Genomic DNA, 17,394 nt, shown 5'->3' with positions numbered 1-17,394 from the left:
CCCTGCCGCGCCGGCCGACGCCGCAGGGTGCGTGCCTCAGCGCCCCGGCAGGGAGCAGCTGACCCGCCAGCCCCCGGGCGTGCCCGGGCCGGCGGTCAGCGAGCCCCCGTGGGCGGCGGCCCGGGCGGTGAGCCCGGCCAGGCCGGTGCCGCCGGCGCCGGGGCGGCGGCGCAGCAGCGGCTTGCGGGACGGGCCGCCGTCGTCGGTGACGGTCAGCTCGACCGTGCCGTCCGTGCCGGGGGCCACCCGGACGGTGACCTCGGTGGCCTGCGGCGCGTGCCGACGGATGTTGGTGAGGGCCTCCAGGACGACGGCGTACGCGGTCGCCTCGGCCTCGGCGGAGAGCCGGCCGGCGGTCTCGGGCGCCAGCTCGGCGGTGGCGCGCGGGGCACCGGTGGTGCCGCCGGCACCGGTGGCGCCGAAGCGGGTGACCAGTTCGGGGAGGTCGGCCAGGCCCAGCCGGCGCGTGGTCGCCCCGTCGGCCCGCTCCTCCCGGTCCGGCGGATCGGACCGGCCGTCCCGGCCGCCCTCACCGCCCGGCTCGCGCAGGGCGCCGACCATCTCGTCCATCGAGTCCAGCGCCCGCAGCCCGGCCTCCTCCAGGCGCCGCAGCAGTGCGGCGGTCTCCCCCGGCTCCTGGTCCGGGAGTTGACCGGCCTGGGCCTCCAGCACGATGCCGGTGATCTCGTGGGCGACGAAGTCGTGCAGCCCCCGCGCCACCTCCAGCCGCTGTTCGCGCCGGGCCCGGGCGACCGCCCGCTCCCGTCGGGCGTCCAGGACCCGCAGGTAGAGGGCCGCCCCCGCGACACCGAGCAGCGGCAGCAACGAGAGCAGCACCCCGACCACCGACCAGGCCGCGCCGCCCTGCGGCGTCCGCAGGGAGAAGCGCAGCGGCAGCAGCACCGCCGCGAGCCCGAGCAGCCCGCCGACCGGGCCGACCCGGCGGTCGGACAGCCCGCGGACGGCCCGGAAGAGCAGCCCGAGCAGGGCGAGCCACTCGAACGGCAGCCAGAACGCGGGCAGCCGGTACGGCCCCGGGTAGACCAGGTCGACCAGCAGCGAGGCCCCGGCCACCGCCCCGACCGCCGCACCGAGCGTGATCCGCCCGGCGGGCCAGGGCAGCAGCGCCACCACCACGGCGAACGCCGCCGTCAGGGCGAGCAGCGCGGCCGCTGCCCGGGCGTCCGGTTGCGCCAGCAGGACGGGCGCCAGCAGGGCGAGCGCGGAGACGGCGGCGAGCGGCCGCCGGATCCGGGCGGAGCGGGGTCGGGCGGAGCTGGGTCGGGCGGAGCTGGTTCGGGCTTCGGTGCGCACCCACCGAGCCTAGGGGGCAGCTCTCCCGGGGGAGGCCGGTTCCTTCCCGGGGAGGAGCGACCCACCGTCAACTCCCCTCCGCAGCGGGAGGCCCGCGCGGCCGGGCGGAAGCATGCTGAGTGGCACCGGAACGACCGAGCCCGAAGGAGAACCCACCCCCATGAACCGCCGCCTCGCCACCGCCGCCGTCTCGCTCCTCCTGCTGACCGCGACGGCCGCCACCGCCGCACCGGCCGCCGTCGCCGCACCGGTCCCCGCCGCACAGGCGTCCGTAGCACAGGCGTCCGCCGCGGAACCGGCCGACCCCGCGGGCGGCTTCGGACCGGTGAGCGTGCGCGGCACCGGCAACACCGTCCTCACCACGGCCTTCCAGGGCTTCGAGGGCGACCCGGTGCAGATCTCGGTGGACGCCCGTACTTCCACCAACACCGATCCGCGCGGCACCGCGGGCCACTTCCACGTCCGTCACGTGCACACCGACGGCCGGCTGGTCGCCGACTTCGAGGGCGACATCACCTGCCTGGCCGTCGGCGGCCGGGAGGCAATCGCCACCGGGGTGATCACCAAGAGCGAGGCGCCGTGGTTCCCGGGCCTGGAGCTGACCGGTCAGAAGGTCGCGCTCTCGGTGGAGGACAACGGGCGGCGCGGGGACCGGATGGGCTGGGTCTGGGGCGTGTTCGGCCAGCCGGTCTCGGACTGCCAGGGCACGGTACCGTTCATCCGCACGACCAGTGGTGACTTCTCCGTGCGCGGCTGACACCCGGCCGACCAGGCCTGCCCGGGCCGCTCGGGTCCGACCGGGGCGACGCGCATGGTCGCCCGAGCACCCGCAGACCTGGAGGCCCCGATGCCCCTCGACCATCCGACCACCCCGCCGCGGGCGGGTGCGGGGTTCAACGACCGCACAGGGGACGGCCGTTGAACCCCGCACCCGGCCTTCGGCCGCCGGACTACGCCCGACTCGCCGCCGTCGGGCCGTACTTCGCGCTGGACACCGCACCGGCCGACCGTCCGCCCGAGGGCTTCCGGCCGCTGGCCGAGCTGTACGGCACCGGGCCGGACGCGCCGTTGGCGGCGCGGCTGCGGGTGGTGGCGCAGCGACTCGGCACCGACGAGCCCCGGGTCGCCGCCTCGATCCTGCACCTGGGACTGGCCGCCCGCTTCTGGTCGGTGGGCCTGGGCTCGGCCGTCCTGCTGGGGACGGTCCCGACCCTGGAGCACGCCTGGGTGCGGATCCCGGACCAGGGCCCGCTCGGCCTGTGGACCCCGCCGGAGCCCGTCCGGCCGCCCGCCGTTCCGTCCGCCGTTCCATCCGCCGTTCCGTCCTCCGGGACGGCCGCCGGGCCGACCGCCGGGACGCTCGCCGACCAGCTGCACGAGGCCGTCCTGCTGGGCCAGTTGGAGCCGCTGGCAACGGCCGTACGGGCGGCCGCCCCGCTCTCCCGCCGCCTGCTGCTCGGCAACGCCGTCTCCGCGCTGGCCGGGACGCTGCGGATCCTGGACGCCCATGCGCCGGTCGCCGCAAGGGCGTTGGTGGCGGAGTTGCTGGACCGTCCGCCGCTGGCCGGGTCAGGTACCCTGCGCACCGGGCCGCGCGGTACGGCGTTCCGCCGGAACAGCTGCTGCCTCTACTACCGGCTGGGCCCGGGCGCCGGTCTCTGCGGGGACTGCTGCTTCAGCACGCCGCCCGGCCGCGGGAAGCGGAACGGCTAATACCTTCACAAATGAAGGTCATATCGGCTTGCCGGCACCGTCCGGTCACCCGTCAGCCGCGCACCACCGTCCAGTCCACCGCCGCCGACGGCACCCCGGCCCGCTCTGCCGCCGGGTCCGCGAACAGCCCGCGCGCCAGCGAACCCACCGGCAGGGCCGGGGTGGTGGCGGCCAGCACCCGCCCCTCGCCGTCGAGCAGCGCGGCCTCACCGGCCAGCTCCCGCAGCGGCGGCACCAGCAGCCGTTCCAGCGCGGCCAGCGGGACGTCCCCGGCCGCCACCCCGACGAAGCCGGCGCCCGGGACGACCACCGGCCGGGCGCAGCACAGCACGTACCGGTCGGCACAGAGCAGGTCGACCTGCGGCCCGGCCACCACGGCCCGCCCCTCGTCCCGGGGCCGGGCGAACCAGGGCAGCGCCCGGTAGTCGTAGAACTCGGCGTCCGCCGGGTCGAGCACGAGCCGCAGCCGCCGCTCCCCGGCCCCGCGCGCGCCGCGGTACCACCACTCCGCGTGCAGGTCCGCGTCGGCGAGCGCGCCGGGTGCCACGACCGCTCCGCAGCCGAACCAGCGCGAGCCGGGCCGCGCCAGCAGTTCGCCCACCGCCCCGCGCACCGCGGCGAGTTCGGCGGCCCCGGGCCGGCGCCCCTCGGCGGCCGCCCGGGTCCAGCAGTCGGCCGCGGCCGCCCGCAGGCCGTCCAGTTCGGCGAGCACCGCGTCGACGGCGGCGGCGACCCGTCGGGCGCAGCGCTCGACGGCGGCGGGCCCGCCGAGTGCTCGGGCAACGGGCAGGGCGGGGCTGGACGCGCTGGTCATGACGGCTCCGGCGGCGAGGGAGGGTTCCGGCGGCAACGGGCTTCCGGCAACGGACTTCCGGCGAGGGGCGGCTCCGGGAACAACGGGTTCCGGGAGCAACGGCCCCGGCTCAGCCGTCGTCCGCCAACTCCAGGTGCCGCCGGACCAGATGGTGGACGCAGGCCACCGCGTGCGCCTCGGCCGCGGCCCGGGCGCCGGCCGCGTCGCCGGCCAGCACCGCGACCAGGATCTCCCGGTGCTGCTCGGCGAAGCGCTCCTGGTCCGGCCCGTGCGGGGCGGGCAGCCAGAGCAGCGGGCCGAGTTCGGCCTGGAGCCGGACGGCGAGCTGGGTGAGCCGCACCGACTGGGCGGCGACGGCGAGTTCGATGTGGAAGCGGGCGTCGGCGCGGCACCGCTCGGCGGGCCCTGCGGCGTCGCGCAGGTCGTGCACCAGCCGGGTGAGCCTCGGGCCGAGGTCGGCCGGGGCGCGTTCGGCGGCGAGCCGGGCGGCGGTGCCGAAGACGGCCAGCTCCTCGTCGCCGAGGTCGCGCAGGTCGACGGTGGCGAGGTCGCGCAGCCGGGCGAGCTGGAGGTGTTGGGAGCCCTCGGCGGGGGTGCGGACGAAGCTGCCGCCGTTGCGGCCGCGCCGGGTCTCGATCAGCCCGGCCTCGCGGAGCAGGGCGAGGGCCTCGCGGACGGTGCCGTTGGCGACGCCGAGCTGGTCGGCGAGGTCGTTCTCGCTGGGCAGTTGGTCCCCGTCCGCGACCAGCCCGAGGGCGATCGCCTCAGTGATCCGGCGGGCCACCGCGTCGGCGCGCCCGAGGTCGGCGAGCGGCGCGAGGACGGCGCTGAGCAGCGGGGTCGCACTGCCGATGGTCGTCACACCGCCCCCTCCTCGATCACCGTCGCCGGGTCGCCCGTCGCCGGGTCACCCGCCGCCGGATGAGCGTCTCCGAACCGCCGTCGCCGGATCACCGTCCGACCGGATGTTTCCCGCAGGGTACCTCCCGGTCGAGCGCGCACCCTTGCCGCTAGAAACTCAACCTCGTATGTTTTCCCGCAGCCTCGGCCCGAACAGCACCCCGCAGCACTCCCCCACGCATCACGACGACGCATCACGACGACGCGTCACGACGACGCGTCCTGACGACGCATCACGACACGTTCCCAGGAGCAGGTCATGACCGATGCCAGTGCCCGTGCCACCGCCCACTCCCCCGACCCGGACGCCGAACGGCTGGCCGCCCTCGGCTACACCTCCGAGTTCAAGCGCGACATGAGCCTCTGGGCGAACTTCTCGCTCGGCTTCACCTATCTCTCCCCCGTGGTCGGCGTGTACACACTCTTCGCCACCTCGCTCCAGACCGCCGGGCCGCCGATGGTCTGGAGCTTCCTGATCGCGGGCCTCGGCCAGCTGCTGGTGGCCCTGGTGTTCAGCGAGGTGGTCGCCCAGTTCCCGGTGGCCGGCGGGGTGTACCCGTGGGCGCGCCGGCTCTGGGGCCGCACCTGGGGCTGGCTGACCGGCTGGGTCTACCTGCTGGCGCTGATGTCCACCATCGCGGCCGTCTCCTACGGCGCCGGTCCGTACGTGGCCGCCCTCCTGGGCGTCGAGCCGAGCACCGCGACGACCGTCTGGTGCGCACTCGGCCTGCTGGCGCTCGCCACCGTGATCAACCTCGGTGGCACCCGGGTCCTGTCGGCGGCGGCCATGTTCGGCTTCGCCGCCGAGCTGCTCGGCGCCCTGGCGGTCGGCGCCTGGCTGCTGCTGACGCACCGCTACCACGGCCTCGGCGTGGTCTTCGACCGCTTCGGCGCGGGCGGCGACGGGAACTACGCCGACGCCTTCCTGGCCGCCGGGCTGATCGCGGTCTTCCTGTTCTTCGGCTTCGAGGCCTGCGGCGACGTCGCCGAGGAGGTGGCCGACCCGGGTCGACAGATCCCCAAGTCGATGCGGCGCACCATCTACGTCGGCGGCGCGGCGGCGATCGGGGTCAGCCTGGCCCTGGTGATGTCGATCCAGGACATCGGCGCGGTGGTCTCCGGCGACGACAAGGACCCGGTGGCCAAGGTGCTGCACGACGCCTTCGGCGCGGCCGGCGCCCGGGTGGTGATCGGCGTGGTGTTGATCTCCTTCCTGTCCTGCGTGCTGAGCCTCCAGGCGGCGGCGAGCCGGCTCGCGTACTCCTTCGCCCGGGACCGGATGATCGCGGGCAGCCGGCTGCTGGCCACCGTCTCGGGCCGGCTGCGGGTGCCGCCGTACGCGCTGCTGCTCGCCGCGGCGCTGCCCGGCGTGATCATCGTGGGCGCCTCGGCGCTCTCCGAGGGCGCCCTCACGAAGATCATCTCCTTCTCCAGCATCGGCATCTACCTGGCCTTCCAGATGGTGGTGCTGGCCGCCCTGCGGGCCCGGCTGCGCGGCTGGCGCCCGAGCGGGGACTTCCGGCTCGGCCGCTGGGGCCTGGCGGTGAACATCGGCGCGCTGGTCTACGGCGTCGCCGCGATCGTCAACATCTGCTGGGGCCGCACCCCGGACGCCGCCTGGTACGACAACTACCTGGTGCTGCTCTCGGCGGTGGTCGTGCTCGCGGCCGGCGGCCTCTACCTCCTGCTGGCCCGCCCGCACCTGCGCGGCGACGCCCCCTCGGGCGACGCGACGGCCGGTGGCGCGGCGACCGGCGGCGCGACGACCGCGGCCGGGGCGGCCAGGGGGCGGTCGTGACCGGGCTCCCGCTGGACGGCGTCCTGGTCGCCGACTTCGGCCGGGTCCTCGCCGCGCCCTACCTGACCATGCTGCTGGCCGACCTCGGCGCCGACGTGATCAAGGTCGAGCAGCCCGGTACCGGCGACGACACCCGCGCCTGGGGCCCGCCGCACGCCCAGGGCGAGGCCACCTACTTCCTCTCCGTCAACCGCAACAAGCGCTCCCTCACCCTCGACCTGCGCGACCCGGCCGACCACGCCCGCGCCGTCGCACTCGTCCGCCGCGCCGACGTGCTGGTGGAGAACTTCCGCCCCGGCACGATGGCCCGCCACGGCCTCGGCCCGGACCGCGCCGAGGCGCTCAACCCGCGGCTGGTCTACTGCTCGATCACCGGCTTCGGCTCCGGCGAGGGCGCCGGACTGCCCGGCTACGACCTGCTGGTGCAGGCCGTCGGCGGACTGATGTCCGTCACCGGCCCGGCCCCCGGCGAGCCGGTGAAGACCGGCGTCGCGCTGGTGGACGTCCTGACCGGACTGCACGCGGCGGTCGGCGTGCTGGCCGCGCTGCGCGAGCGCGAGGCCACCGGCCGGGGCCAGCTGGTGGAGCTGAACCTGCTCTCCACCCTGCTCTCCGGCCTGGTCAACCAGTCCGCCGGCTACACCCTGGCCGGCGCCGTGCCCGGCATCCTCGGCAACCGCCACCCCTCCATCGCCCCGTACGAGGTGTTCGCCTCCGCCGACCGCCCGCTGGTCGTCGCGGTCGGCAACGACCGGCAGTTCGCCGCGCTCTGCCGGGGCGTGGGCGCCCCCGAGCTGGCCGCCGACCCGCGCTTCGCCACCAACGCCGACCGGGTCGCGCACGTGGGCGCGCTGGCCCGCGAGCTCACCGCCCGGCTCGAACGCCGCACCGCCGCCGAGTGGTTCGCGGTCCTCACCCCGCTCGGCGTGCCCTGCGGACCGGTCAACGACCTGGCCGGGGCCTTCGCCCTCGCCGACTCGCTCGGCCTGCACCCGCGGGCGCCGCTGCCCGGCCCGAACGGCCGCCCGCTGGAGCTGGTCGCCAACCCGATCGGCCTCTCCCGCACCCCGCCCCGCTACCACCTGCCCCCGCCCCGGCTCGGCGAGCACACCGCCGAGCTCACCGCCTGGCTGGACGCCCCGCACGACGAGCGCCCGCACGACCGACACGCCCCGCACGACCAGGACGCCCCGACCGCCCCGACCGACCCGTACGACAAGGACCCCGAGGACCGCCCATGAGCACCCCGCACCGCACCCGCACGCCAGGGTGACCCCGACGGGCACCGGCGAGATCCACACCCTGGTGGTCGGCTAGGCCCTCATCGGGCAGGCGGCGTACCGCCAGGCGCGTACGGGGGGACGCCGAGGCCCGCGTCCGGCTTGTCCAGGGCCGGGCGCGGGCCGCCGATCCCCACCCGGTGCCGATGCCCGCGGCACCCGGTGAACCCTTCCGAGGGGCGCGGTCAGACCGCGACCGCCTCCTCCATCTCCTCCTCGGCCTCCGCCGGCGTCTCGACCGGACGGCGCCCGCGGCCCTCGTACATCGCCGCGGCCACCAGCGCCGCACCGCCGAGCAGCAGCCAGACCAGCAGGGTCACGACGTGCCCGCCGAGGCCCGCGCCGCCGTCGAAGTACATGATGCTGCGCGCGCCCTCCAGGAAGCCGGCGCCGGTCCAGAAGCCGTGCAGGCCGCCGAAGAACCCGTTCTGCAGCTCGGGCCGGTAGATGCCGCCGGAGGAGGTGAAGTTCAGCATCACGAACAGCACCATCAGGGCCAGCGTGGTCCACTTCTTCAGGAAGCTGTGCAGGCCGATGCCGATCAGCACGATGCCCGCCGAGTAGAGCCAGCCCAGCGCCCAGATCGCCGCGTAGTCGTGGTCGACCACGTGGAAGACCGGCCCGGCGGTGACGATGCCGATCACGCTGACCGCCAGCGAGACCGCCACCCCGACCAGCGCCCGGACCGCCATGCTCAGCCCCGCACCGGCGGCGCCGATCACCGCGACGCTGGCGTAGGAGCCGATGCTCAGTGCGACCAGCAGGAAGAACAGGCCCTGTCCGGTCGGGTCGCCCGCGGCCGGGGTGGTCAGGTCGGTGACGTGCAGCGGCACGCCCTGCCGGTCGGTGACGTTGGTGAACACCGCCGTGGCGGCCACCACCGAGGTGTCCGAGTTCCCCTTGGCGACGATCAGCTCGGGGCTCTTGGCGTCCGGCACGAAGGCGCCCACCAGGTCCCGGTCGCGCAGCTGCTGCTCGGCGGCGGCCCGGTCGTCCACGGTGCGGACGTCGAGCGCGTTCCCGGCCTTGCCCTGGATGGCCTGCGCCAGGCCCTGCGCCTGCGGCGTGGTGCCGACCACCGCCACCTTGAGGTGGTGGGGCTCGGGCTGGTGGAAGGCGCCCTGGTAGGCGAGCGCCATCCCCAGGCACATCAGCAGCGGGGTGATCAGGTGGACGGCCAGGTGCTTGAGCGAGTGCCCCAGGGTGGGCGCTGCGGCGGGGTTCCGGGGTGTGCTCATGGCGTTCGTACCGTCCTCCGGTGGCGTGTCTGTCAGCTTGATCATGAAGGTGGCAAATGCAACCAATGAGGGTGGTAAATGCAACCATCTATCGATGTAGCTTACAACTATCCGACACCGATCGGAAGCCGGGCCCCGAACAGGACCCGGCTCCCCGCCGCACTCGGCCCGGCTACCGCACCCGCACGCGGCCCGACCGGCCCGACCGCACTCAGCCCAGCTCGAACACCCCGTACGAGAACCCGTCCGCCCGCAGCTCCCCGTCCGCGACCCGCACGCCCTGCACCTCCAGCGGCCGGACGCCCGGCGCCGACGGGACGCCCTCCGGCAAGCCCGGCAGCCGGACGGACGCCGGCTCCCGGCGCGGATTGACCGCCACCAGGTACCGCCCGGCCCGGGTGTACACCAGCGGGTAGCCGGCGTGCCGGACCTCCACCCCGCCGGCCGCGCCCAGCCCCGGGTGCGCCCGGCGCAGCGCGATCAGCCGCCGGACGGTGTGCAGCAGCGAGGTGGGGTCGGCGCGCTGGGAGAGCACGTCCGGACGGTGCGGGTCCGGGTCCACCGGCAGGTACAGCCGCTCGGGCGGGGCGCTGGAGAAGCCGGCGGTGGGGCCGGGCGTCCACTGCATCGGGGTGCGCGAGCCGGCCCGGTTGAACCGCGGCCCGAGGACGCTGCCCTCGGTGTCGGGCAGGCCCGGCAGGTAGCGCATGCCGATCTCGTCGCCGTAGTAGACCGCCGGGAGGGTGGGCCAGGTGAGCAGGAAGGCGAAGGCGGGGGCGAGCTGCTCCGCGGTGCGCGGGCCGGTGGCCAGCCGGGAGAAGTCGTGGTTGGCGGTGGGCAGCACGATCTGCCCGCCGCCCTCGGTGAGTTCGGCGGCGGAGCGCCAGGCGTCCAGGAAGGGCTGCGGGGTGCCCCGGCCCTCGGCCTCGAAGTAGCAGGCCTCCTGGTGCCAGAACTCCTCGACCGTCCCGCAATTGTTGTTCCAGAGCGAGCGCAGCGGCAGGCCGTGGTCCGCGCCGCCGAAGTGCAGGAAGAAGTCGGCGTGGAAGCCGGCCGTGACGGCGGCGGCCGGGTCGCCCCACTCGGCGAGCAGGACGGCCTCGGGATGGGCGCGGTCCAGCCAGTCGCGCAGCTCGGTCCAGAGCTTGGCGGTCTCCACCTTGCCCGGGTCGTCCTTGACCAGCGAGTAGGCCATGTCCACCCGGAAGCCGGACACCCCGAGGCCGAGCCAGTGCGCCATGATCGCGCGCAGCGCCGCCCGGTTGGCGCGCGGGCCGTCCGCGTCCACCGCCTGCCGCCAGGGTTCCTCGGAACTGCCGCGTGCGTAGCCGAAGTTGAGCGCGGGCTGACAGTCGAAGAAGTTCGGCAGGTACCAGCCGGGGCGGCTGCCGGGCGAGGCGACGAAGCCGTCCACCGGGCGGTCGGACCAGATGTACCGGTGGTCGGACGGGTCCTCGGCGGAGGCCAGGAACCAGGGGTGGCGGTCGGAGGTGTGCCCGGCCACCAGGTCCAGCAGGACCCGGATGCCCTTGCCGCGGGCGGCCTCCACCAGGGCGGCCAGGTCCTCGGTGCTGCCGTAGCGCGGGGCCGGGGTGAGGTAGTCGGCGACGTCGTACCCGGCGTCGCGGAACGGCGAGGCGAAGCAGGGGTTGAGCCAGACGGTGTCGACGCCGAGCCAGGCGAGGTGGTCCAGGTGCTCGGCGATGCCGGCGAAGTCGCCGATGCCGTCGCCGTCGGAGTCGGCGAAGCTCTGGGGGTAGATCTGGTACAGCACGGCGTCGGCGAGCCAGTCGGGGCCGGGGCGGGTCGAGGTCATGGGCGGTTCCTCCTGCCGGGTCCGGGGCCCGGGGCTGGCCGGGCGGGGAGGGGCTGGGCCGGGACGGGCTCGGCCGGGGCCGAGCCGGGTGCCCCCGATTCTCGTCCAATCCCGGCCGTCCCGACAGCCCGCCTCGCCCCGCCGCAGACGCCGATGCCCCGCCGCGAACACCGACGGCCCGACTGCGCCCCCGCCGCCGACGCCGACGACCCGCTACGCCCCCGCCGCCCCGGCGCAGGCCGCCGTGAACGCCCGGGCCCGCCGGGTGATCTCCGCCCAGTCCCCCGCCGCGACCACGTCCGGCGGCACCACGTCCGTCCCCGCGCAGACCGCGAGCGCGCCGTGCGCCAGGAACTCGGCGGCGTTGCCCGCGTTCACCCCGCCGGAGGCCACCAGCGGCACGTCGGGGTACGGGCCGCGCAGGTCCTTGAAGTAGCCGGGGCCGAACGCCCGGGCCGGGAAGATCTTGACGGCGGCGGCCCCGAGGTCCACCGCGTGCGCCACCTCGGTCGGGGTGAGCGCCCCGAGTACCACCGGCACCCCGGCGACGGCCGCCGCCTCGGCGACCTCGGGGCGGCAACCGGGGGTGACCAGGAAGGACGCCCCCGCCTCGACCCCGCGCCGCGCCTGCTCGGCGGTCAGCACCGTTCCGACGCCGACCCGCCAGCCGGCCTTCGAGGCCCGGAACAGATGGTCCGTCACATTCGGTGTGGTGTAGGTGAATTCGGTCAGGTTGATGCCGCCCTCGGCGAGGGCGGCGCAGAGCGCGGCGGCGTCCGGGATCCGGGGTGCGCGGACCACCGCGATCACCGGTTCGTCGCGCAGGACGGAAAGCCCGGTCGGAACGGAGGGGTCGGAGGTGGGGTCGGTCGGGACGGACGGCTCGGTCATATGGCCAGGGTTCCTCGGTCGGTTCGGCGCAGGGCACGCCCGGGTCGGGCGCCGGTGGTGCGGCCCTCCCGGACGACGGCGCTGCCGTTGACGTACACGTACTCGATGCCCTCGGCGGGCAGTCGGGGGTCCTCGAAGGTGGCGGCGTCCCGGACCTTCCCGGGGTCGAGGAGCACCAGGTCGGCGTGGTGGCCGGGGGCGATCCGGCCCCGCCGGTCCAGCCCCAGCCGGGCGGCGGGGCGGCCGGTCATCCGGGCGATCGTCTCCTCCAGCGTGAGAACTCCCAACTCCCGGCTGTAGTGGCCGAGGTAGCGCGGGAAGGTGCCCCAGGCGCGCGGGTGCGGCCGGGCGCCGACCAGCAGTCCGTCGCTGCCGACGGTGTGCGCGCGGTGGCGCATGATCGCCCGGACGTTCTCCTCGTGCCCGACGTGCTGGAGGATGGTGGTGGCCAGCCCGTCCCGGCGCAGCAGGTCCAGGAAGACCTCGGTGCCGGTCCGCCGCTCCTCGACGGCCAGTTCGGCGACGGTGCGGCCGACCGTCCCGGCGAGCGGGGCCGAGCCGACGCCGGAGATCTGGATCGTCGCCCAGTCGGTGACCACGCCGTGGCAGCCGTCGCTGCCCTTCTCCTCCACCTCGTACCGGATCCTCGCGCACTGCGCGGGGTCGTCGAGCCGCGCCAGCGTCGCGGCCGGGCCGCCCTCGGTGGCCCAACTCGGCAGCAGGGCGGCCAGGGTGGTGGAGCCGGGCAGGTAGGGGTAGCTGTCCAGGGTGAGGTCGACGCCGTCGGCGAGCGCCCGGTCGAGGAGCTCCAGCAGCTCGCCGGCCCGGCCCCGGTTGACCCCGAAGTTCATCGTGGCGTGGGTCAGGTGCAGCGCGCAGCCGCTCCGCCGGGCGATCTCCACCATCTCCGCGTAGCCCTCCAACGCCCCTTCGCCGTACGAGCGTTGGTGCGGGGCATGGAAGCCGCCGTAGGCCGCGACGACGGTGCACAGCTCGACCAGCTCGGCGGTGTCCGCGTACATCCCGGGGGTGTAGCTGAGGCCGCTGGACATGCCGACCGCGCCGTCCAGCAGGCTCTTCGCCAGCACCTGCCGCATCCGGTCGAGTTCGCCGGGGGTCGGCGGACGGTAGGCCCAGCCCATGACGAGCATCCGCAGCGTGCCGTGCGGGACGAGGTAGCAGGCGTTGACGGCGACGCCGCTGCGGTCGATCCGGTCGAGGTAGCCGGCGACGTCCCGCCAGTCCCAGTCGAAGCCGTCCGGATCGCCGTTCCAGCCCGCGAGTTGGCGGCGCAGCGCGGGCAGCGTGGCATCGTCGACCGGGGCGTAGGACAGGCCGTCCTGGCCGAGGACCTCGCAGGTGACGCCCTGGGTGACCTTGGCCGGGTGCTCGGGTTCGCGCAGCAGGGCGAGGTCGGAGTGGGCGTGCATGTCGATGAAGCCGGGGGCCAGTACCAGCCCGTCGGCGTCCACCACCTCGGCCGTGCCGAGGCCCTTGCCGATCCCGCCGATCCCGCCGGTCCCACCACCCTCACCGGACTCGCCGGTCTTGGCGATCTCGACGATCAGGCCGTCGGCGATCCGGACGTCCGCCCGGTAGCGCTCCGCACCGGTGCCGTCCACCACGGTGGCGCCCCGGAAGACCGTCGCGCCCCCGCGGGCCGCTCTCTCCCCGGGCATCAGAAGAACGTCCTGACCAGGCCGGTGACCTTCGGCTCGGCCGCGTCCGCGGAGTCCAGCACCGGGATCGCCGTCCACTTGTCGAAGGCGGTGCAGGGGTGCGAGACGCCCAGCCGCAGCACGGCGCCGATCGGCGCGAGGTCGCCCGCGTCCCGCAGGAAGGCGTGCTGGTCGTTGAGTGCCGTGATCCGGGCCGCCGTTCCGGTCAACTCGGCGCCGCCGCGCACCCGTTGCGGCTCCGGCAGGCCCTCGTCGAAGGGCAGGTCGCGCTTGCCGGCGTCCAGCAGCGCGAGCTGCGGCTCGGGCCGGGAGACGACCCGGGCCCAGCCGTGCAGCGCGCCGCGGAACGGCGTCCGCCCGCCGTCCCGGGCCAGCGGCGAGATGCCCCGGTAGAAGCCGTCGTCGTGGGCGATGTACGCGCCCGAGCGCAGCACCGTGAACGACTCCGGCAGGTTCGCCAACTCCTCGACCACCAGGTCGAAGTAGGCGCTGCCGCCGGCCGAGACCACCGGCGGGGTGCCGTCCGGGTAGGCGCTCGCCAGCCGGCCGTGCAGCTCGCCGAGCTCCCGCAGGTAGCCGCGGACAGCGGCCAGTCCCTCGGCCGAGGCGTCGTGCGCGATCGCGCCCTCGTAGCCGCCGATGCCCGCCAGTCGCAGGGTGGGGGCGCGCAGCACCGCGGCGGCGACCTCGACGGCGGCGTCCGCGCCGCGGGCGCCGGTCCGCCCGCCGGGGCCGCCGAGCTCGACCAGCACCTCGACCGGCCGTTCGGCTCCGGCGGCGCGCAGCGCCTCGTCCATCAGCCGCACGCTCTCGACGGAGTCGACCCAGGAGAGGAAGGCGAAGTCCGGGTCGGCGGCGAGTTCGTCGGCGAGCCAGGCGAGTCCGGCCGGGTCGAGCAGGGCGTTGGCGAGCAGGATGCGCTGGACCCCGAAGGCCCGGGCGATCCGCACCTGCGGCAGGTTGGCGAGGGTGATGCCGTGGCTTCCGGCGTCGAGCTGCGCCTGCCAGAGGGCGGGCGCCATGGTGGTCTTGCCGTGCGGGGCGAGCGCGACGCCCGCCTTGGCGCACCAGTCGGCCATGGTGCGGACGTTGTGGTCGAGGGCGGCGCCGTCGAGGGTGAGCAGCGGGGTGCCGAGCGAGGAGAGGGTGGGGCCGGTGGCGAGCCACTCCCGCGTGCTGCGGCCCCACGACTGCGGCGGAGCGGCTTTGAACCGCCAGTCGAGCGGTTCGTCGGCCAGGGCCGCCACCGCTCCCCGGGCGATCCCCGGCCCGGTACCGCTGCTTGCGAAGGTCTGCTCCACCGTGTTCCTCCATCCGCACAGGTTGCAACATGCGCAACGAGGGTTGCACATGCTGGCAACACGGTTCTAGCATCGGCGCCGGATCACGGTCAACGGACCGGGCTCCCGGTCGACGGGGTCGGCTCACGTGCGGTGCTCGCGGAGAACGCGGTGCTCACGGACGAACGCGGCGTTCACGCGCCACGGAGTCGGCCCGGTGGGCCCGCTCTCGACGGAACGGCCGCAGACGAGGAGCCCCGCACATGCCGCGACAGGACACCCAGGGCCCGACCCGCCCCGGCGCTCCCCCGACGGCCGTGTGCGTGGGCGAGTCGATGGCCGTCCTGCTGCCGGACCGCCCGGGCCCGCTGGAGTCGGTGGAGAGCTTCCGGCTCTCGGTCGGCGGCGCGGAGTCCAACGTGGCGGGCGCGCTGGCCGCGCACGGCGTGCCGACCGCCTGGATCAGCCGGGTCGGCGACGACGGCTTCGGCCGCCGGCTGCTCGCCGAGGTCGCCGCCCGCGGCGTGGACGTCTCGGCGGTCGCGGTCGACCCGCACCGCCCGACCGGCCTCTACCTGAAGGAGGTCGGCGGCACCACCGGCGACCGCCACGACCTCGGCCCCGGCCGCAGCCGGCTGCACTACCACCGGCGCGGCTCCGCGGCCGCCGCACTCTCGCCCGGCCTGCTCGCCGACCCGGCCGCCGCCGCGCTGCTGGCCGGCGCCCGGCTGCTGCACCTGTCCGGCATCACCGCCGCGCTCTCCGACGACTGCCTGGCCCTGCTGCGCGCCCTGCTCGCCGACCGCCGTCCGGGCCGCCTGGTCAGCTTCGACCTCAACTGGCGCCCCTCGCTCTGGCTCGACCGCGACCCGGCCGTCCTGCCGCCGCTGCTGGACGCCGCCGACCTGCTGCTGCTCGGCGCCGACGAGGCCGAGGCCGCCTTCGGCACCGGCGACCCGGCCGAGCTCCGCCGCCGCTTCCCCGCCCCGGCCACCGTCGTGGTCAAGGACGCGGCCCGGCAGGTCACCGCCCTGGAGCAGGACGGTACGGCGGTCACCGAGCCGGCCCTCGCGGTCGAGGTGGTCGAGGCCACCGGCGCCGGCGACGCCTTCGCGGCCGGCTACCTGGCCGGCACCGTCCGGGGCCTGGACCAGCGGCGCCGGCTGCGGCTCGGCCACCTGAGCGCCGCCTGCGCGCTGACCGCCCCCGGCGACCAGGCCGAGCTGCCGGACGCCGCCGTGGTGGCCGCCCTGCTCGACGCCTCCCCCGCCCAGTGGGCCGCCACCCGGGTCACCCCGGAGGGCATCACCGGCCCGTCCCTGCCCGCCGGCGTCGCACGTCCGGCCGACCGGACGCGGTGCGCCGACCGGCCGTCGTCCGCCGACCGGGCCCGGGCACAATGAGCGGGAACCCCAGCCCTCGAAGCGGAGCACGATGAGTCAGACCGTCACCCGCGCCCTGCGCATCCTCGCCGAGCTCGGCGAGGGCGAGCGCTCCCTCGACCAGCTCGCCGAGGTGCTCGGCGTCCACAAGACGACCGTGCTCCGACTGCTCCAGAGCCTCGAAGAGGAACGGTTCGTCTATCGCGACGCGGCCTACCGCTACCACCTGGGCGCCGGCCTCTTCGCGCTCTCCGGCCTGGCCCTGGAGCAGCGCGGCGTGCGCCGGATCGCCGCCCCGCACCTGGCCGAGCTGAACGCCGCCACCGGCCAGACCGTGCACCTGGCCGCGTACGAGGGCGGCGAGGTGGTCTACATCGACAAGTTCGACTCCCGCCACCCGGTGCGGATGTACTCCCGGATCGGCCTGCGCGCCGCCCTGCACAGCGCCGCCGTCTCCAAGGTGCTGCTGGCCGACCTGCCGCTGCCGGAGCGGCGCCGGGTGGTGGCCGGGATCGACTTCGTCCGGCACACCGAGCGCACCCTGACCTCCCCCGAGGCGCTGCTCGCCGAGCTGGAGAGGGTCGCCGCCCAGGGCTGGGCGCAGGACCACGCCGAGCACGAGTCCTTCATCAACTGCGTGGCCGCGCCCGTCCGGGACGCCAGCGGGCGGGTGGTCGCCGCCGCCTCGATCTCCGTCCCGGACGTCGTCCTGCCGTACGAGCAGGTGCTGGACCTGCTCCCGCAGCTGCTCGCCACCACCCGCGCCGTCTCGGCCGACTGCGGCCGCCCCGACCACAACTGACGAACCGTCACACAACGTAAGGAACCCGATGTCCGCCGAGCACCCCCAGACCTTCGAGAAGACCGAGATCCGCACCGACGGCGCCCCCGCCCCCGCCTGGATGTTCTCCCAGGGCGTCCGCAAGGGCCCGTTCCTCCAGGTCTCCGGCCAGGGCCCGCAGGACCCGGCCACCGGCGAGTACCTGCACCACGGCGACGTGAAGGCGCAGACCCGCCGCACCCTGGAGAACGTCAAGGCCATCGTCGAGGCCGGCGGCGCCACCATCGAGGACGTGGTGATGTTCCGCGTCTACCTCACCAAGCGCGCCGACTTCCCGCTGATGAACGAGGTCTACGCCGAGTTCATCGACGAGAACGTCAAGCCCGGCGGCGTGAAGCCGTGCCGTACCACCGTCTTCGTCGAGCTGCCGCAGGAGCCGATGCTGGTCGAGATCGACGCCCAGGCCGTCATCGGCTGACCCGGCCCCGCCGGACGGAAGGGCCCGGAC

General features: G+C 75.5%; 15 protein-coding genes. 7 read left to right on the top strand and 8 right to left on the bottom strand.

Annotated elements, in window-relative coordinates; translation table 11 throughout:
* Window positions 1-36: 36 nt before the first annotated feature.
* Window positions 37-1,314, bottom strand: coding sequence for a sensor histidine kinase (locus tag ACFU7Z_RS02740; RefSeq protein ID WP_380775530.1), 1,278 nt, complete (start codon window positions 1,312-1,314; stop codon window positions 37-39).
* Between the two features lie 160 nt (window positions 1,315-1,474).
* Between ACFU7Z_RS02740 and ACFU7Z_RS02735 the strand changes: the two genes are divergently transcribed.
* Entirely contained in the window at window positions 1,475-2,071 is a 597-nt protein-coding gene (locus ACFU7Z_RS02735; RefSeq protein WP_380775528.1) for a hypothetical protein, read from the top strand.
* A 161-nt stretch (window positions 2,072-2,232) separates the two neighbouring features.
* Entirely contained in the window at window positions 2,233-3,027 is a 795-nt protein-coding gene (locus ACFU7Z_RS02730) for a (2Fe-2S)-binding protein (RefSeq protein WP_380775526.1), read from the top strand.
* 52 nt (window positions 3,028-3,079) lie between these two features.
* On the opposite strand, the gene ACFU7Z_RS02725 is transcribed toward ACFU7Z_RS02730, so the two are convergent.
* Together ACFU7Z_RS02725 and ACFU7Z_RS02720 are read right to left on the bottom strand one after the other, a co-directional pair.
* Window positions 3,080-3,841 carry a cache domain-containing protein gene (locus ACFU7Z_RS02725; RefSeq protein ID WP_380775524.1) on the bottom strand — a complete coding sequence of 254 codons (762 nt, stop codon included), beginning with the start codon at window positions 3,839-3,841 and terminating at the stop codon, window positions 3,080-3,082.
* A gap of 109 nt (window positions 3,842-3,950) precedes the next feature.
* Window positions 3,951-4,703: a FadR/GntR family transcriptional regulator gene (locus tag ACFU7Z_RS02720; RefSeq protein WP_234348498.1), complete on the bottom strand. Its 753-nt coding sequence runs from the start codon at window positions 4,701-4,703 to the stop codon at window positions 3,951-3,953.
* A gap of 297 nt (window positions 4,704-5,000) precedes the next feature.
* Here ACFU7Z_RS02720 and ACFU7Z_RS02715 point away from each other — a divergent pair, with 297 nt between their 5' ends.
* Both ACFU7Z_RS02715 and ACFU7Z_RS02710 read left to right on the top strand, forming a co-directional pair.
* Window positions 5,001-6,539 carry an APC family permease gene (locus tag ACFU7Z_RS02715; RefSeq protein ID WP_380775521.1) on the top strand — a complete coding sequence of 513 codons (1,539 nt, stop codon included), beginning with the start codon at window positions 5,001-5,003 and terminating at the stop codon, window positions 6,537-6,539.
* Window positions 6,540-6,607: 68 nt separating this feature from the next.
* Window positions 6,608-7,780, top strand: coding sequence for a CaiB/BaiF CoA transferase family protein (locus tag ACFU7Z_RS02710; RefSeq protein ID WP_380775570.1), 1,173 nt, complete (start codon window positions 6,608-6,610; stop codon window positions 7,778-7,780).
* Window positions 7,781-8,004: 224 nt separating this feature from the next.
* Here ACFU7Z_RS02710 and ACFU7Z_RS02705 read toward each other — a convergent pair whose 3' ends face one another.
* The 5 genes from ACFU7Z_RS02705 to ACFU7Z_RS02685 all read right to left on the bottom strand — a co-directional run bounded on the left by ACFU7Z_RS02705 (window position 8,005) and on the right by ACFU7Z_RS02685 (window position 14,744).
* On the bottom strand, window positions 8,005-9,057 hold the full coding sequence (locus tag ACFU7Z_RS02705; RefSeq protein ID WP_074004482.1) for a hypothetical protein: 1,053 nt from the start codon (window positions 9,055-9,057) through the stop codon (window positions 8,005-8,007).
* Between the two features lie 211 nt (window positions 9,058-9,268).
* On the bottom strand, window positions 9,269-10,873 hold the full coding sequence (locus tag ACFU7Z_RS02700; RefSeq protein ID WP_380775519.1) for an alpha-amylase family glycosyl hydrolase: 1,605 nt from the start codon (window positions 10,871-10,873) through the stop codon (window positions 9,269-9,271).
* Between the two features lie 213 nt (window positions 10,874-11,086).
* Window positions 11,087-11,764 (bottom strand): bifunctional 4-hydroxy-2-oxoglutarate aldolase/2-dehydro-3-deoxy-phosphogluconate aldolase, encoded by a 678-nt coding sequence (locus ACFU7Z_RS02695; protein WP_380775517.1) that lies wholly within the window; start codon window positions 11,762-11,764, stop codon window positions 11,087-11,089.
* Entirely contained in the window at window positions 11,761-13,443 is a 1,683-nt protein-coding gene (locus ACFU7Z_RS02690) for an amidohydrolase family protein (protein WP_380775516.1), read from the bottom strand. Before ACFU7Z_RS02690 ends, ACFU7Z_RS02695 begins: the two co-directional genes overlap by 4 nt.
* Window positions 13,443-14,744: an amino acid deaminase gene (locus ACFU7Z_RS02685; RefSeq protein ID WP_380775514.1), complete on the bottom strand. Its 1,302-nt coding sequence runs from the start codon at window positions 14,742-14,744 to the stop codon at window positions 13,443-13,445. The genes ACFU7Z_RS02690 and ACFU7Z_RS02685 overlap by 1 nt, the downstream gene beginning before the upstream one ends.
* Window positions 14,745-14,986: 242 nt before the next feature.
* Between ACFU7Z_RS02685 and ACFU7Z_RS02680 the strand changes: the two genes are divergently transcribed.
* From ACFU7Z_RS02680 to ACFU7Z_RS02670, 3 genes are read left to right on the top strand one after another with little or no spacing between them, the layout of a single operon-like run.
* On the top strand, window positions 14,987-16,126 hold the full coding sequence (locus tag ACFU7Z_RS02680; RefSeq protein WP_380775513.1) for a sugar kinase: 1,140 nt from the start codon (window positions 14,987-14,989) through the stop codon (window positions 16,124-16,126).
* A gap of 31 nt (window positions 16,127-16,157) precedes the next feature.
* Entirely contained in the window at window positions 16,158-16,907 is a 750-nt protein-coding gene (locus ACFU7Z_RS02675; RefSeq protein WP_049652384.1) for an IclR family transcriptional regulator, read from the top strand.
* A 28-nt stretch (window positions 16,908-16,935) separates the two neighbouring features.
* Window positions 16,936-17,364 (top strand): RidA family protein, encoded by a 429-nt coding sequence (locus ACFU7Z_RS02670; protein ID WP_380667869.1) that lies wholly within the window; start codon window positions 16,936-16,938, stop codon window positions 17,362-17,364.
* The last annotated feature ends 30 nt before the right edge of the window (window positions 17,365-17,394 follow it).

Origin of the sequence: Kitasatospora sp. NPDC057518 (assembly GCF_042802075.1) — a bacterium.
In the GTDB taxonomy this organism is placed as follows: Bacteria; Actinomycetota; Actinomycetes; order Streptomycetales; family Streptomycetaceae; genus Kitasatospora.
The sequence above is the reverse complement of the archived record's forward strand: the minus strand, read 5'-3'. Positions and strand labels throughout refer to the sequence as shown.